The sequence below is a fragment of the Ktedonosporobacter rubrisoli genome (genome assembly GCF_004208415.1).
Taxonomy (GTDB): domain Bacteria; phylum Chloroflexota; class Ktedonobacteria; order Ktedonobacterales; family Ktedonobacteraceae; genus Ktedonosporobacter; species Ktedonosporobacter rubrisoli.
The window spans coordinates 6452898-6468129 of sequence record NZ_CP035758.1; the positions used below are offsets into that span (position 1 = coordinate 6452898).

A 15232-nucleotide genomic window follows, 5' to 3' on the forward strand; every position below is an offset into this window, starting at 1 on the left:
GGGTGCAGGGATTCGAATCCCAATTAACTGATCCAGAGTCGTTCGACAATTCCAGGAACAACTTGAAGCCAAGGAAAAGAGCTTACATGGTATAAGGCTAAGAACGTAAATCCCGCTAGCACACCTTACATTCCTGAAACCAGTATGTTATCATTATTAGGTGATATGTGGCCTATGGACTGGACACAAGGAGGAAGAACCAATGGCAACCATCGAAGAACGACTACAAGCCCTTGAACGAGAACACGAACGACTACAAGCCCTTGAACGAGAGCACGCCCAACTCAAGAAAACAATCGAACTGCAAACCATTGCAATACGCGCTCTTGCCTCAAAAGAAGCTTTTGAGAAACTACAAGAAACCGTTGAAAAATCGCAGGAGCAAAACGGCAAGTTATTCGATGTTCTCAACAACCATAATATTTTCACGAATGAACGACTAGCAGACATCCAGAACCAAATCATTGAAACCGATGGCAAAGTCGCTGGATTACAGGCCGAGATGCGCCAACGCTTCACTGAAACCGATGGCAAAGTCGCTGGCTTGCAAACCGAGATGCGCCAAAGTCTCACCGAGATACGCCAACACCTTGCTGAAACCGATGGCAAGGTCGCTGGCTTGCAAACCGAGATGCGCCAGCGCTTCACTGAAACCGATGGTAAGGTCGCTGGATTACAAACCGAGATGCGCCAAAGTCTCACCGAGATACGCCAACACCTTGCTGAAACCGATGGTAAGGTCGCTGGATTACAAACCGAGATGCGCCAGCGCTTCACTGAAACCGATGGCAAGGTCGCTGGATTACAAACCGAGATGCGCCAGCGCTTCACTGAAGCAGATGGCAAGGTCGCTGGCTTACAGGCCGAGATGCGCCAGCGCTTCACTGAAGCAGATGGCAAAGTCGCTGGCTTGCAAACTGACATGCTCCAAGGTTTCGCAGAACATACGACACTACTGCAACAAATTCTTGCACGCCTACCAGAATAGAACAAAGCACCGGAAAAAAGCCTTAGCCACGTCGGTTAAGGCTTTTCTTACTAGAACACGATATATCTGATTTATCATCAACTATAACAGCCATAACCTCAGCAGTACATTTAGCAGAAAAAGCCCGGTCAGTTGACTTGTGAAGCCAAAAATGGGCAAAAAATAGCACTCCTTCCATCTTCTGAAAGAGTGCTTGAGTCAGTTCTAAAAGACAATCCATCTGGCTGGGGTGCAGGGATTCGAACCCCAATTAACTGATCCAGAGTCAGCCGTCCTACCATTGAACGACACCCCAAAGTGCTTTCTCAACAGCACGGTTATAATACACGAAGTTGGGGGTTCTTGTCAAGCGCCTTTTTGGGGAAGAGCCAAGGTTCATTGAAAATGCCATCCCTTCGGCTCACCAAAAAGCCAAGAAAAGGAAGGCCGAAAGCGCTTCCTCACCATGCCAAAGAGGACCATGAAAACGAGGGCGAGGACCGCGCTAATCATTGATACAAGGTTACATTCAAGAAGTAACCTTGTACAGGTTGCTTACGCACTCTCGATTCCCAGCACAGATGAGGCGTTCTTGTCAAGAATGCGCTGTGCATCGGCGAAGGGCAACCCAGCACGTTCAATATAGTTCACGGAGCGCTCATACAACTCACCTGAAAGATAGGGAAAATCAGTACCAAGTACAAGCCGATCAGCCCCAAGCGCTTCATAGGCGCTCCGCAGCGCGGGAATGTAGAAATGGCCCACCGTGTCATACCACATACGTCTTGCCTGAATACTGGGTAGCTCGGGGACGGCAGGTGCCGTCCAGCTATACTGGTTGTCCAGGCGCTGTATGAGCAGTGGCAATGCTCCACCCAGATGTGAGTTAATAATTTTAACACGTGGATAGCGTTGAGGAATTCCTTTAATGATCAGATGAGTCACAGCAATGGTATCTTCGATAGGGGCACCTATTGGCCAGGTAAGCCCATAGGGGGTAATGAGCGGTGAGCAGGCACCCATCCCCTCTGGATGGATATAAAGCACGGTTGCACGCCGATTCAGTTCGGCAAACCAGGGTTCAAACGCCGGGTCAGCCAGTGAACGGCCAAGCACGGAGGTACCCATTGTGACTCCTATGAAGCCGGGCATATTGAGTGCTCGCTCCATCTCTTCCAGTGATGCATCGACGTGTGGCAGTGGAGTGGCTGCAAAGGCAGCAAAACGTGTGGGATAGCGCCGCACAAGGTCAGCATAAAGATCATTCACCGCTCTGGCAGCTTCTACAGAATGGGCCTTTTGTTCAAAGTACGGAAACTGTGGAGAGACTGAGAGCACTTGCATCTGCACATGGGACCTGTCCATTAATGCAAAGCGGGCTTCTAACTCGACCTGGCTATCACCAGCCCCCATATCGCGTGCGGAACTAGTTTTCTCACTCCCGAAATGCTCTAAGAGATCTAAATAGCTGTCAGGAAAGTAGTGAGCATGAACATCAATACGCATGGTATCCTTCTTTTTAGAAACTTAGAAACGTTTTCATCTCATCTCTGTTCTAGTATAGATGAGAGGAGCGTGATTGGCACTGAACCTTTGTTCAGTTCATTACCTGACAAAAGAAACAGTGAAAAAGTAAGTAGACGTCACATGCTCTCTGTGAGAAGATTTTCTAAGTTCATCTCAGCCCTTCCTTGCGGTTATCTCGTTGCCCATCCCGTGGGCAATTTCGACTCCTTCCCTCCCTCCTGGCAATGTCACTGATCCTAACAGCGCCTTTTTGGTGAAGAGCTAGAAATTGGGGGGCGGTCCCACCTTTGCGAAGTTTGCTCAGGAGAGCTGTGAGCACCAGCTCGCGCTCCGTAATCGTTGGGCCATCGTTGACGCATCCGGCTGCCCAATACGCATCATGGCCGCTATAACCCCTGCATAATCATAAGGAACGCGCCGATGCTTAATCTCCCAGCGCACTCCATCCCAGTTTGCCAGGGCATAGGCCGCCTCATGCTTCCCATCAAAAGGAAATCCAACGGCACCAACGGAGACCACTTGCTGTTCTCCGACAAAGCCAGTTGAGGCATAATGCAAATGGCCGTGAATGATCAAAGATGTGCGCACCTGCCCAAGTAAAGCGCGCGCCTCGGCCTCTGGGGTAAGCGCAGAGCAGCGAGCATCAAGAGCATTTGGCTGAAGTATGAGAAAAGCCCCAACCTCAGTGGGCGTGGCATGCACAACTAACAATTCGTCTCGGGCCGGAGCTGACTGCGAAGGTGTAATCAAGTGGGAAAAAGCCAGGCTTTCCAGATAGGCCAGGCCATCTGCACCAAGTTGCTCAGCTGTCCAGCAAGCTAGAGCATGCTGGCTATTTCCCTTTCCAGCTGCAACCACAGCGCGGTCGGTTTCGCCAAAGAGCGTTTGAGCTTGCAGAGAACGAATCAGGGCCAGCGTCTCAGCGGGATAAGGGGCATTCATTACTAAGTCTCCCGCAATAATAAGCTGATCATAAGCTTGTGTCTGCAAATCGTCGAGAACTGCCTCCAGGGCCGCGAGATTGCCATGAATATCGGCGAGTATGGCCAGCGTAAAAGGTTGGTTTACAGCCTGTTGTGTCATCAGGCACACATCTCCTTCTTGTAAAAAAAAGTTCCAATGTGCTATCATGGAAATACATAATTCTATTATGTTAGATTTAATGGTAGCATATGAGAGACAAAAACGCAAGAGAAAATTCTCATATATTAGAAATGGCCTCGGCTGAGCAGCTTGGACAGCGCATCCGCCAACTAAGGAGCCGACATGGATGGACGTTGGAGGAACTGGCCCAACGCTCTGAGGTGAGCCGGGCGATGCTCTCTAAAATTGAGCGCGGAGAGAATAATCCCACGCTTGTCGTGGCCGTCAAAATTGCCCTGGCCTTGGGCTTGACCACCTCCCAGCTCATCGGGATCGAAGAAAGGCGCGAAGCCGTCAAGGTACCAAAGGATCGCCGACTTTCGTTCCGTGATCCTCAGACCGGCTTTGAGCGACAAGTATTTCCCGCTCTCGAAGGGCGGGCGCTTGAATTTGTGAGGCATGTGATTCCGCAAGGCAGCAGTTCGGGCGAGTTGCCTGCACTGGCCCCTCGCACAGAAAAATATCTGCTCATGGAACAGGGAACAATGCGCGCAAGGATCGGTACGCAGGAATACATGCTTGAAGGCGGCGACATGTTCTATTTTGTGGCCGATGTACCTCAGCAGTTCGACAATATCGGCGAGGAAGTATGCAGCTATTTTGTGATCAAAATACAGGGCTGACTTGCCGCGCGACAGCATGCCACGCGCAGTTAAGAGAATCGGAAAACTTCTTGCAGATAGATAGCACATAGGAGTCATTATAATCAGAAAAGCTGCTGACATACCGTTGTCACCGCCATAGGTTATACTTCTTTCCAGAGTAAAGCTGATAGCGCTTTAATAGAAAAGATACGTCTTTGAGTACAGCCAGGAGGTACAGCAATATGCCAGCAACAACGACTCAACTCAGCACAGTCAGCGGCGAGCTCTTCCCGCAGGAGCCCTTCGATTTTAACAAGACCCTTGCCTTCTTACAGGCCTTTCCCCCCACAGCTGGCGAACAGGCGCTTGCTCCTGCGACCCTGACCAAAGCTGTTAGCATCCATGGGCGTGCCGTCGCCTTCAAGATCCAGGCGACAGGAACTATCGAGGAGCCACGATTGACCTATACTCTCTATACGGAGCAGCCCTTAAGCAAGCATGAGCAGCAACTAATCCTTGAGCGCATACGGTTCTTCCTCTCTCTTGACGACGATCTGCGACCATTCTACGCTCTCTGCCTGACAGATCTCCATATGGCAGCGGTAATTGAGCGCCTGTACGGGCTCCACCAGCCAAAGTTCCTCACGCCCTTTGAGATTGCCTGCTGGTCAATCCTGGTCCAGCGCACGCCCATGGCCATATCCCAGCGCATCAAACAGGCCATCGTCGAACGCTGGGGCACAAGCATTCGCCTGCTCGATGCCACCTATCAAGCTTTTCCAGAAGCTGACCAACTGGCTCAGGCCAGCTCAGAAGAACTATTGCAGATCGTCCGCAACGAGCGCAAAGTTGCCTACCTACGCTCAGTCATCGACTTCTTTCAAAAGACCGATGAGCAATTTCTGCGTTATGGAAACTATGAAGAAGTTGCCAGGCAGTTGCGCAAGGTTCACGGCATCGGCGCCTGGTCCGCCGCCTTCATCCTGATTCGCGGACTGGGTAGGATGGAAGCTTCCAGCGTCGAAGACGAACTGCTCAAGGCTGTGAACAGAATCTATAGTCCAGACAAGCCCCTCAGTCAGGCCGATGTGCAGCAGATCCTGCAGCGTTACGGCAGCCTGCAGGGCTACTACTCCTTTTACATGCGCGTCTCCGGCCTCGACCTGAGCCGGCTGCCCGCCAGGTAAAAGCCTACAAACAAGTCTTGCGGCGCCACGCTACCTTCAGCGACCACGAGCGCCGCAAGAGCACAAAAGCAACATGGAGACTACCTTATCTCCGATGATCCAGGCCCGATAAATTGCCATCGTTGCCTCTCAGGGCATACAATAGCTTTAGAACCAGTTACCGGATTGCGACACATCTCCTCCTTAATAAGAGAGCCAGGCCGCTTACAACTTTCTCGACATCAAATTACTCACAGACACTGGCCCTCCCTGGATGGATTACCTAAATTGCTATTGCGCCTTCCGAGGTGGGAACCACTCTGTATTCGCGAACACAAAGCCGCCATGTCGTACACGCTCAGTTGCTTCAGATATAACTTTTTCTCTATCCTTCTTGAGTGCCGCCTCAAGTGCCGCGCTTCGGCCGATATAGGCTGGCCCAAACTCATTACTCCATGACTGAAGGTCGAGCAGTAACGGAATAAGCGCTAAACCTTTCTCAGTTAAAGAAAAAATCTCGCGGCGTTTATCCTTTGGATCGGCAGCCTTAGTAATAATTCCCTGGCATTCAAGCCGAGCTAAACGGTCGGCCAGGATATTTGTCGCAATACGCTCGTCTGACCTCAAGAATTCCCCATGCGTCCTTTTGCCAGCATATACAATGTCGCGCACAATAAGCAGCATCCACTTATCGCCGAAGACCTCAAGTGCGAAGTTAATAGGGCAGTCAGACCTGGGGTGATTCTTTTGCATTTGGAACCCCTGTTTTGTTGGGCGCAGACCTCTCATCCCCTTTGTTCCTTGCTATAGTTTAAAAGTATGGAAACACTCGATCTCACTGAAGAATCAGCCCTGCTAAATGTCGGGCTGATTCTCGCACATCAAACCTAATGGTCGATTTTATTGGTTAGCAGTTTGGATACCCTTAAATACCTCCACATTCTGTGCTACAAATTCGGCAAATGTAGTTGGCCGGATGCCAAACAGTTTATGTGTCTCAAGGAGTACTTTCGACTCAGAGCCCTTGCGTCGCTCACTATAAAGTTCGTTTATAGAATCCACCAACTGCTCAGACATACCTAACGAGACGAGTTGCTGTCGCGCCTGCTCAGGTGTGATGTTGACATAGTGGATAGTTCTCCCGAGTGCCCTGGAAAGCTGCGCAGCAATATCGTTCATGGTCAGCGCATCGGGTCCGCTTAGTTCATAAATCTTGCCTTCATGACCTTGAGTTGTAAGCACGGCATGGAATACTTCGACGATATCGTGTACATCAACTGGTGTGATTAACGCGTCATCCATAGGGATGAATAATGAGTCCTGCGCAATAACCGTCGACGCATCGTGCAAGTACATTTGCATAAATTGGGCCGGGCGAATATGCGTCCAGGCCAGGCCGGAATCCTCAAGGTGTTTCTCGATCTCGGCATGCATGCGTAAAAAGCGGGCCGGGCTATTTTTATCTGGATTCAGGCAGGACAGCTTAATGATGTGGCGTACCCCCGCCTTTTTGGCAGCATTGATAAATGATATCTGTGTTTCGGCCATTGCTACCGGGTCCGCCGCCGATATAAGTACAGCTTTGTCTACGCCTTTGAGCGCGTCATCAAGTGTCTCTGGCTTGAGCATATCGCCGACTGCAATTTCAATGTTCGGATCATCTTCAAACATTTTCACGTTCTTAGCATGCCTTGTCAGTATGCGTACTCGCTTATTGTGTTTTCGGAATTCGTTAACCAGGGCCGCACCATTCAGGCTAGTTGCTCCAGTAATGAGAATCATAACATGCTCCTAATCTTTTAGTTTGAGGCGCTCACGCAGGTAGTTTGTTTGCATTTTGCAAACATATTATAACGCTATTACGACACAGATACAACCAAAAAAGCTCTAATGTGGAGCATTTTTACCGCAATTAACCTTTTCCTTTTGGAAGTCGTCAAACTCCTCGAAGCTAAGCGTGGCTTTGGATGGTTGCCTCGCCGCTGGGTCGTAGAACGCTCCTTTGCGCGGGCCACGCGTTTTCGGCATCAGCATGGGGACTATCTTATCTCCGATGATCCAGGCCCGATAAATTGCCATCGTTGCCTCTCAGGGCATACAATAGCTTTAGAACCAGTTACCGGATTGCGGCACATCTCCTCCTTAATAAGTGAGCCAGGCCGCAGCGATGATCCGACTGGTGATCCTACAGAGAACCCCTGGCCAGGGAACCGAAACGCTGCAAGTAGGGATAGTCCAGGCAGCAGGGCGCGGGTGAAACAGCCTTGGGAGCGGCTTACCTGCCCCTCGCGGCAAGCGCCTGTCCCCGCTTATTGCGTGTGTTTTCCTGTCCAGGATCATATTGAATTTGGAAAGGATACGTCATGCGAAGTAAGATTTCTGTTATTGGGGCTGGCTTTGTCGGCAGTACCCTTGTGCAGCGCCTGGCCGAACGCGACTACGCCGATGTGGTCATGTTTGATATCGTTCCGAATATGCCGCAGGGCAAAGCTCTTGACATCCTTGAGGCTGGCCCGGTCATTGGCTATGATTCGTTGGTCACTGGAACAAACGACTATGCCGATACCGCAAATTCGGATATCGTGGTCATCACGTCAGGCTTCCCCCGCAAGCCGGGAATGACCCGCGACGATCTGCTGAAAAAGAACCAGGAAATTGTCTCCCAGGTAACCGAGCAGGTTGTCAAGAACTCCCCCAACTGCATTATCATCGTCGTCACCAACCCGCTTGACGCCATGGCCCAGATCGCCTTGCATACCAGCGGCTTCCCCCGCGAGCGCGTCATAGGCATGGCGGGAGTACTGGATACCGCACGTTTCCGCACCTTTATCGCCCAGGAGGTAGGAGCTTCCGTGCGCGACGTACAGGCCTATGTGCTGGGTGGCCACGGCGATACCATGGTACCTCTCGCGCGCATGTGTACAGTTGCCGGTGTTCCTATTTCACAGCTCATATCGGCCCAGCGCATCGAAGAGATCGTGCAGCGCACCCGCGATGGCGGAGCAGAGATCGTCAAGCTGCTCGGCACAGGTAGCGCCTACTTTGCCCCCTCGGCTTCAGTCTTGCAAATGGTTGATTCAATCCTGCTCGACAAAAAGATGATTATGCCCTGCGCCGTCTATCTGCAAGGCGAGTATGGCATCAACAACCTGTACGTTGGCGTGCCAGCCCAGCTTGGCGCCCGGGGCGTCGAGAAAGTCATCGAGGTTACGTTGAGCGCCGAAGAGCAAGCTCTGCTTAACAAATCAGCCAGCGCTGTGCAAGAGCTCGTCAAGGTCATGGGCCTCTAACCGCGATATAACTCTAGCGCAACATGCAAACGTTTCGTGAGAGGTGTTAGAGCCGGCCGGCCCTACACCTCTTCTTCCTCCTTTATGGGCGTGTTCTTGCCCACACCCTCGATAACGATAATATATTCTCCCTTGGGAGTCGAATTCTCGTAGAGCGCGAGCAGCTCAGATAACGAACCACGCTCAACTTTCTCAAACATCTTCGTCAGATCGTTAGCCACTGCGGCCCGTCGATCCCCAAAGATAGCCAGGGCATCGCGCAGAAAATCTACAAGCCGGTAAGGGCTCTCATAAAAGATCAGTGTATGCGGCGCGTTTTGATCGATGGCCATAAATTTTCGACGGCCTGTCGGCTTGCGCGGCGGGAAACCCCGAAACGTAAAGCTATGCACAGGCAGGCCCGAGAGCACAAGCGCCATAATCAGGGCCGTGGGGCCAGGAATCAGCGTCACCCCGACCTCGGCATTGAGCGCGCGGCGCACCAGCGTAAAACCCGGATCAGAGATCCCCGGCGTTCCCGCGTTGGTGACAACCGCGACCGACTTGCCCTGCTTCAAGAGCTCTTCTATGCGCTCGCCAGCCCGCTGCTCATTGTGCTCATGAAAAGCTAGCTGCGGCTTATGGATATCGAAATGTTTCAACAATAATCCAGTTTTACGCGTATCTTCGCTCGCGATAATATCAACATTGCGCAGTGTTTCAAGCGCCCGCAAAGTAATATCGTTAAGGTTGCCAATTGGAGTAGCGACTAAATAAAGCATCTCAATCTTCTTTATACTTTCTTCGAGAATCCAAGTGCAATTTTTCCCGCCTCCTCTAGTGCTTTGTCAAACGTCACTTGGCAAGTGCGCCACCTGCGGCGCCCCTTGACCATCCCGCTGGTTCACCCATCACGTCAACTTTGACAGTCCACTAATCATTCAGGAGAAGGAGGGAAGCCGGGTCCGCTCAGCCAGAGCGCCACGCACTTTACCCGAGCGCAACGCCCCTGCGCTCTAGTTCGGCTTCCCAGGCTCTTGCAAAGGATTGCCCTTGCCGCCTCGCGACGTAAGAGGCGTATTTCCCTCAGGCAAAAGTTGCCAATTGCCTGAAATAAGCACAATAAACAGCAAGTTTTTAAGTGCTGTTTTGAATGTAAAACAGAGCAAGCTGCAAGCGAATCATTTACTTATCTTTCGCCTGTAGCTGCAGCCATACAAGCGTAAGGATAGCCTCTTTGTCTGCAGAGGCAATCGGATGCATGCTAGAAAGTGTTTTGCATAATTTTCCAGCTCAGCTATTGGATAGTCTTGCCTGATTGATCTTAAGTGTATGCAGCAGTGCAGCAAACTTCCCACACAAATGTGTATTATAGTTGAGGGAAGCAGGTTTGCATAGGGCCAGGCGCCATTTCTGTACTATCAGGGATAATCCAGTCAACTGGCCCTCTCAAAGTATCTTTTAAGTCTAAAGCGCGTGTCCTAATAGTAAATGGTTTCATACACATGGGTTTTTTACTCCATAGATAGCTTATTATGTACTTTACTACTGCAAAGCTGTGAAAAAAAGTAAGCCCCTTATGTACTTAGAGGAGCCACAAACAATATGAATGTAAAACCTCTCGGTTTTTTACTCAAAAAATATTTCATGTGTACCTGATGTATCAGAGAGAAAGATTATATAATAAGACTATGAAAAAAGTACAATTCCGATTGACTAGAATCATAAGAGTATGATAGACTACGGAATATGAAGCATTATCTAGCTAATTCCTTCCGTTTGCGTCCGTGTCCCTGTGTAACCACTCGCCTGTGACAGGAGACAAACTGAGAGTGTTACATCAGTAAAGTATTATACGATTGGTAAGGAGATGGTTAGATAATTTCCAGTAAGTGTGTGCTTAAGCATTCAGGCCTGAATGCTTATTGTATTATTCTTTGAAAGGAAATCGTTCCATGCCATCCCTCGAAACTGCTAATGTGGGAAAGGCGGTTGCAGCGAGAGTCGGCTCTAATATTCGCGAAGTTCGTACTAAATTAGGAATGACTCAAGCTCAACTAGCTGCACCAGAGTTCTCCATTTCTTATATCTCTGCGATAGAGAGAGGGAAAATACGACCTTCGCTCAAGGCTCTCTCTATTCTGGCTCGTCGCCTGGATGTGCCCCTGACATTCCTGCTTGAAGGGTCACCCGCCGGAGCCGCAGAGGCGCGTGCGGTTGGCTATTCGCCCGCCGACTCTGGTCCCGATCTCCGTATCGATGTCGACCTGCTACAAGCCAACGTGCTTGTGCAACAGGGCGCCTTCAAACAAGCAGAGCAGTTGCTCGCGCCTATTCAACCAGAACGTATTACTACAGATCAAGTCTATCGCCTCTATCTCCTATGTGGACAGGTACATTTAGGTGCCGGCGAACATCAGGAGGCTGTGGTTGACCTGCGCCAGGCCGTCTCGCAGGGAGAAGCTCTTAATGACAGCGAATATGCAGAACGCGCACGCAATCTTTTAGGTAAAGCTTACTTCTTATTGTATAACTATACCCTTGCAGTAGAGCATCATCAACATTGTAATTCTGCGATTGATAGCGGACAAATTACTGATCCTGTCTTCTCTCTAGATGTCTTTAGCAATCTGGCAAATGACTATTTCCGGCTGGGCGATCTCGAAAAATCTATCTCGTTCTATCATCGGGCCCTGGAAACGCTCGACGCAATGAACCGCGATAGCAAGAGTTTTGCTGCCAAGTATATGGACATCAGTCAACATTACAAATCGGTCGGAAAGCTGGCCATGGCCCGCGAGTATGCCATGCGCAGCCAGGCCATCTACGAGATGAGGGAAGAGCAGCGCCTGGTCGGCCTGACCCATCAGCGCCTGGGCAAAGCCCTAGAGAAGCAGAATAACCTTGATGGTGCAGAAGAGGAGTACCGCAAGGCTATCGCTATCGAGCGGGAGCTCAACGACGAGATTTCGGCTTCCATCTGTCATACCGGCCTGGCCGAACTGCTCCTCAAACGGGGCCAGACGCAGGACGCGGAACACGAAGCCCAGGAAGCGCTACGCTTCGCAGAATCCAGTCAGGACCCCCAGACCCAGGGGCAAGCCCTCATCGCTCTGGCTCAAATCCGCCACCAGACAGGCGATTTCTCGGCCGCCGATCAGTACTTTACCCGGGCTTTAGAGTTGCTCGATGCTTCGCAAGCTCATGAGATTGCTGCAAGCGCTTATTTCCGCTTCGCCAATCTGCTTGAGGAGCGCGGTGAGGTCCAACGTAGCCTGAGTGCAATCAAGAAGGCTTATGAGCATCAACGTCTGGGTAAGCGTGGAGACCTCGAATAAGAGCATAACCGCCGGCTACTACCGGACCGCCAAGAAGCTATTGAGGATGGGCGATCACCTCTCCTGATGCCAGCTTCACATCTATAGGTTGTGAAATGGTGTTGGGAGGGGTGATGTTTTGTCTGTGTTGCGCTTTGTGGTACACTATGGCAGAGATGAGCTTGCCCGCCAGGAAAATCAGTGCTCTACTCTCCAATCAATCAAGAGCATACATTTCAGTCATAGGCGAGAGATATCTCTCCAGCGAAGAGGGCACCTTCTCTAGAAAGAGAACTATACCCCGTTCCATCTCTTCTTTTTGGGTGGATGAGGGAGCAAGAACAGGAATTTTATATGGCCTGGGCCAAGAGACAGGTCTTTATTGCACTCAAAATTGATTGCAGGTACAATGAATAGGTTATTCCTGATCTGTGACGCGGCTTATCGGGCTTTATAAGGAAATATGTATAACCTGGTTATTGCATGCCCATGGGCATTTCGGAGGATCTTCCCGCATGCCATTTACTGCACAAGACTTGAGGTATCGTCCTGAACAGAGCTACCCTTTACTGTATGCCTATCTGCATAGAAATGCGCAACGCTTCTTAGGTTCGCTCAAATACGATGCATTCGAAGTGGATACAGTAATCGGTCATGTCGTCGAGCAATTGGTACGGCTTGGTCTCTTTGGTGGTGGCGATAAGACTCCCAGCACGGCTCTTGATCGCTTAACCGATGCACAATTCTATACGTTTCTGAGCCGTACTGTGCGAAATAAGGCCATCGATCGCTTACGCAAACGCCGCCTGCTCGTGGCAACGGCGGCTGAGCTGGAGGTGCCAGAGGGTATCAATGGCGATGATGACCCGCTTGACGATGCCGTCGAATCGCTCTGGGGCGAGACACCCTTTGCCGCCCCGGAAACCATTACATTACATCTAGCTTCACAACAAGAATTACGTAATCTATTAATACATTGTATTCACCGACTTAGCGCGGCTCCCCAGCAGTTGCGAGCAGTGTTGCAGGAACTGCAAGATATAGGAGCGGATGAGCTTTTTCACAACGTTATTGAAGAATTGCAATCCTCATTATCATCTAATTCTAGTATTGAACCAAGCCCACATCTGAGCCAACATAAAGATCATGCCCATAAGAAATTACGCCATTGCCTGCAACAACGCAGCTCAAATTTGACGGTGATCATTGCTTTGCGTTTGACTGAGTATAAGGCACAATCTACTGGTACAAAAGAGTATGTTGTGGATATCCAGACGCTGGCCCAGGACGATCTCTCACTTGAGGAAGTGCAAACAGGTCTACGAGAGCTGGCGGCTGAAGGTCTACTCAGCTGGCAGGGCGAGCCGGTAGTCCAGCTCTCGGCTGCTCAGCTCAGACGTCTGACGCGCTATTATAAGGAAGAGTAGCAGGAGCAATTGACAATTCAGTCTACGCCTGCTGGCTTGCGCAAAGTCTTCTTGCCTCGCGCTAGCTCGCAGGAGTGATTGTTCCATCGTTCTCGCAGTGCGTAAAAGAGATGATACATATGCTACAGAGGAAAACTGCGTTTCTGAATCCATTCGCAGGAGGCAATAATGAATGATTCCAGGCAATTCAAGGTTCCCGAGCCTGATAATAAGTATACCCGGCTAGCTCAGTGGCTGCAGCAGTTGCTTGAAGAGCCCGAGCCGGTTTCTGAGAAAGCTCCCCTTGCTCAGCCGAGCGAGCATCAACTGGAGCTCCTGATGGGCAGCGACTATCACGTACGCTTCTATCAGCAAATGCCAGATTTCATCATGGCGCTTCTATCAAACGATGCGCAAGCAATGCTTCATTATGCGCCCCTTTTGTACCACCTGGCCGGCTGCCGCGAATGTCACCAATCCTATCTCGAACTCTATGATGCCATGCAGGCGGCTCTCTATCCCCAGGGAACGCGGCCTATCCTGGGTCAAGGCACACGTACCTTAGCCGCCACTCCGCAACGGATGCTGGGCCACCTCTGCCAGACCTTGATCAGCCAGGCCGAGGCGGTCTTTAGACAATCGCGCCGCGATCAGCGCAGTGAAGATGCGACTGTGCGCGCGCTCCTACAGCTGGCCTTGAAAGTCAGTGCCCACATTGGACAGAGTAGTATTCGGCGCTATGCCCTGCACGATCTTGTACGCGTTGCCACGCTGGCCGAAGGTCCTACCTCTCCAAAGGAGGAGGACCCGGGCAGCTATACCTATACACCTGCTCTCAGCGGCGCTGGCACGCGTGGGAGAAAAGTCGTGCGCCGGGCCGATACCTTTCCCCGTGCCGCGCAGCCGATCCAGCCGATCATTGTCTTGCAGGCTCGCGGTCTTGAAGGCTATATCCGCCAGTACGAAGATACGCTAGAGCTGCATTTGCAGGACTTAGGGCCGTCCTTGCGGGGCAAGCACATCCTTGTTTCAGTACCACTGGGTTCTCTGCTGGAGCCGATTCGCTGGATTGGGGGCAATCCACGCGCGATCCGGAGCACCAGCGTTGTCGATGCCTCTGGCGCGATTACCGTCCCTCTGGGCCAGACCGAACTGAGCCTGAGCGATCCAGAAGAGCGCAATCTGTTAGAGGCGATGTTCCTGCTGCTAGAAGTGCATAGCGACAACGCGCAGGCCGATTGAGGCCATGAGATAGGCTTCGGTTCCCCGTGTGCTCTGCCCTGAAGAAGGAGAGCAGGGAACCGAAAAGCTCGCGCATACCGCTATAACGTCGGCTGAAAGGCGACGGTGCCGCTCTTGCCGCCGCTCTTCTGGGCTACATAGGCTTGTTCGAGGGTGATTGTTGTGTCAACTCCTTTGCACATATCATAGATCGTCAGGGCAGCCACGGTAACTGCGGTGAGCGCCTCGACATCCACGCCAGTCTTATAGGTTGTCCTGGTCCGCCCTTCGATAGAGATAAGCCCTGCGCTGCTATCCAGGCTGAAACGTAAGTCGATGTGAGTCATCGGCAATGGATGGCAGAGAGGAATAAGCTGAGGGGTTTGCTTGGCCGCCATGATCCCGGCGATTTTGGCAACCTCCAGAACGCTGCCCTTAGAGACTTGGTTGTTCTCTATGAGGCGAACTGTCTCAGGAGACATACGTACGCGTGCCTTTGCAATAGCCTCGCGCGCCGTCTCGGGCCGCTGTGTCACATCGACCATATGAATGTTGCCGCTTTCATCAAGATGTGTCAGTTGGACTGGCTTATTGTCTTCTATCTGCTGGTTGGATTGCGAATGCTCTGTCAT

Annotated in this window: 13 protein-coding genes, 1 tRNA gene and 1 pseudogene; 8 read left to right on the plus strand and 7 right to left on the minus strand. The window is 51.2% G+C overall.

Annotated elements, in window-relative coordinates:
* Positions 1-202 precede the first annotated feature (202 nt).
* A complete protein-coding gene (locus tag EPA93_RS28055) occupies positions 203-988 on the plus strand; it encodes a hypothetical protein (RefSeq protein ID WP_129890689.1) in 786 nt (261 codons plus the stop codon).
* Positions 989-1209: 221 nt separating this feature from the next.
* Here the strand turns inward: EPA93_RS28055 and EPA93_RS28060 are convergent.
* The 3 genes from EPA93_RS28060 to EPA93_RS28070 form a co-directional block, all read right to left on the minus strand.
* Positions 1210-1283, minus strand: a tRNA-Gln gene (locus EPA93_RS28060).
* A 239-nt stretch (positions 1284-1522) separates the two neighbouring features.
* Entirely contained in the window at positions 1523-2473 is a 951-nt protein-coding gene (locus tag EPA93_RS28065) for an amidohydrolase family protein (RefSeq protein WP_129890690.1), read from the minus strand.
* Positions 2474-2794: 321 nt separating this feature from the next.
* On the minus strand, positions 2795-3577 hold the full coding sequence (locus EPA93_RS28070; protein ID WP_165423443.1) for a metallophosphoesterase family protein: 783 nt from the start codon (positions 3575-3577) through the stop codon (positions 2795-2797).
* Between the two features lie 89 nt (positions 3578-3666).
* On the opposite strand from EPA93_RS28070, the gene EPA93_RS28075 reads away from it, so the two are divergent.
* Both EPA93_RS28075 and EPA93_RS28080 read left to right on the plus strand, forming a co-directional pair.
* Positions 3667-4260: a helix-turn-helix domain-containing protein gene (locus tag EPA93_RS28075; RefSeq protein ID WP_207229225.1), complete on the plus strand. Its 594-nt coding sequence runs from the start codon at positions 3667-3669 to the stop codon at positions 4258-4260.
* 203 nt (positions 4261-4463) lie between these two features.
* Positions 4464-5408 carry a DNA-3-methyladenine glycosylase family protein gene (locus EPA93_RS28080; RefSeq protein WP_129890692.1) on the plus strand — a complete coding sequence of 315 codons (945 nt, stop codon included), beginning with the start codon at positions 4464-4466 and terminating at the stop codon, positions 5406-5408.
* Positions 5409-5678: 270 nt separating this feature from the next.
* Here EPA93_RS28080 and EPA93_RS28085 read toward each other — a convergent pair whose 3' ends face one another.
* Both EPA93_RS28085 and EPA93_RS28090 read right to left on the minus strand, forming a co-directional pair.
* Complete coding sequence (locus tag EPA93_RS28085; protein WP_129890693.1) at positions 5679-6140, minus strand: winged helix-turn-helix transcriptional regulator; 462 nt, start codon at positions 6138-6140, stop codon at positions 5679-5681.
* 147 nt (positions 6141-6287) lie between these two features.
* Positions 6288-7169 carry an SDR family oxidoreductase gene (locus EPA93_RS28090; RefSeq protein WP_129890694.1) on the minus strand — a complete coding sequence of 294 codons (882 nt, stop codon included), beginning with the start codon at positions 7167-7169 and terminating at the stop codon, positions 6288-6290.
* Positions 7170-7313: 144 nt separating this feature from the next.
* Here EPA93_RS28090 and EPA93_RS28095 point away from each other — a divergent pair.
* Both EPA93_RS28095 and mdh read left to right on the plus strand, forming a co-directional pair.
* Positions 7314-7430, plus strand: a pseudogene (locus EPA93_RS28095) (IS5/IS1182 family transposase); the annotation flags it as partial.
* A 320-nt stretch (positions 7431-7750) separates the two neighbouring features.
* Positions 7751-8677 (plus strand): malate dehydrogenase, encoded by a 927-nt coding sequence (gene mdh, locus EPA93_RS28100; protein ID WP_129890695.1) that lies wholly within the window; start codon positions 7751-7753, stop codon positions 8675-8677.
* Between the two features lie 62 nt (positions 8678-8739).
* Here mdh and rsmI read toward each other — a convergent pair whose 3' ends face one another.
* Positions 8740-9438, minus strand: coding sequence for a 16S rRNA (cytidine(1402)-2'-O)-methyltransferase (gene rsmI, locus EPA93_RS28105; protein ID WP_129890696.1), 699 nt, complete (start codon positions 9436-9438; stop codon positions 8740-8742).
* A gap of 1173 nt (positions 9439-10611) precedes the next feature.
* On the opposite strand from rsmI, the gene EPA93_RS28110 reads away from it, so the two are divergent.
* The 3 genes from EPA93_RS28110 (at position 10612) to EPA93_RS28120 (ending at position 14621) form a co-directional block, all read left to right on the plus strand.
* Entirely contained in the window at positions 10612-11994 is a 1383-nt protein-coding gene (locus EPA93_RS28110; protein WP_129890697.1) for a helix-turn-helix domain-containing protein, read from the plus strand.
* Positions 11995-12488: 494 nt separating this feature from the next.
* On the plus strand, positions 12489-13400 hold the full coding sequence (locus tag EPA93_RS28115; RefSeq protein ID WP_129890698.1) for a hypothetical protein: 912 nt from the start codon (positions 12489-12491) through the stop codon (positions 13398-13400).
* Positions 13401-13568: 168 nt separating this feature from the next.
* A complete protein-coding gene (locus EPA93_RS28120) occupies positions 13569-14621 on the plus strand; it encodes a hypothetical protein (protein WP_129890699.1) in 1053 nt (350 codons plus the stop codon).
* Between the two features lie 80 nt (positions 14622-14701).
* Here the strand turns inward: EPA93_RS28120 and moaC are convergent, their stop codons facing one another.
* Positions 14702-15232 carry a cyclic pyranopterin monophosphate synthase MoaC gene (moaC, locus tag EPA93_RS28125; protein WP_129890700.1) on the minus strand — a complete coding sequence of 177 codons (531 nt, stop codon included), beginning with the start codon at positions 15230-15232 and terminating at the stop codon, positions 14702-14704.

What these genes read in the sequence shown, in the direction of transcription:
- EPA93_RS28055 (WP_129890689.1), top strand. Translation starts at nt 203, where the DNA reads ATGGCAACCATCGAAGAACGACTACAAGCCCTTGAACGAGAACACGAA.
- EPA93_RS28065 (WP_129890690.1), bottom strand. Translation starts at nt 2,473, where the DNA reads ATGCGTATTGATGTTCATGCTCACTACTTTCCTGACAGCTATTTAGAT.
- EPA93_RS28070 (WP_165423443.1), bottom strand. Translation starts at nt 3,577, where the DNA reads ATGACACAACAGGCTGTAAACCAACCTTTTACGCTGGCCATACTCGCC.
- EPA93_RS28075 (WP_207229225.1), top strand. Translation starts at nt 3,667, where the DNA reads ATGAGAGACAAAAACGCAAGAGAAAATTCTCATATATTAGAAATGGCC.
- EPA93_RS28080 (WP_129890692.1), top strand. Translation starts at nt 4,464, where the DNA reads ATGCCAGCAACAACGACTCAACTCAGCACAGTCAGCGGCGAGCTCTTC.
- EPA93_RS28085 (WP_129890693.1), bottom strand. Translation starts at nt 6,140, where the DNA reads ATGCAAAAGAATCACCCCAGGTCTGACTGCCCTATTAACTTCGCACTT.
- EPA93_RS28090 (WP_129890694.1), bottom strand. Translation starts at nt 7,169, where the DNA reads ATGATTCTCATTACTGGAGCAACTAGCCTGAATGGTGCGGCCCTGGTT.
- mdh (WP_129890695.1), top strand. Translation starts at nt 7,751, where the DNA reads ATGCGAAGTAAGATTTCTGTTATTGGGGCTGGCTTTGTCGGCAGTACC.
- rsmI (WP_129890696.1), bottom strand. Translation starts at nt 9,438, where the DNA reads ATGCTTTATTTAGTCGCTACTCCAATTGGCAACCTTAACGATATTACT.
- EPA93_RS28110 (WP_129890697.1), top strand. Translation starts at nt 10,612, where the DNA reads ATGCCATCCCTCGAAACTGCTAATGTGGGAAAGGCGGTTGCAGCGAGA.
- EPA93_RS28115 (WP_129890698.1), top strand. Translation starts at nt 12,489, where the DNA reads ATGCCATTTACTGCACAAGACTTGAGGTATCGTCCTGAACAGAGCTAC.
- EPA93_RS28120 (WP_129890699.1), top strand. Translation starts at nt 13,569, where the DNA reads ATGAATGATTCCAGGCAATTCAAGGTTCCCGAGCCTGATAATAAGTAT.
- moaC (WP_129890700.1), bottom strand. Translation starts at nt 15,232, where the DNA reads ATGACAGAGCATTCGCAATCCAACCAGCAGATAGAAGACAATAAGCCA.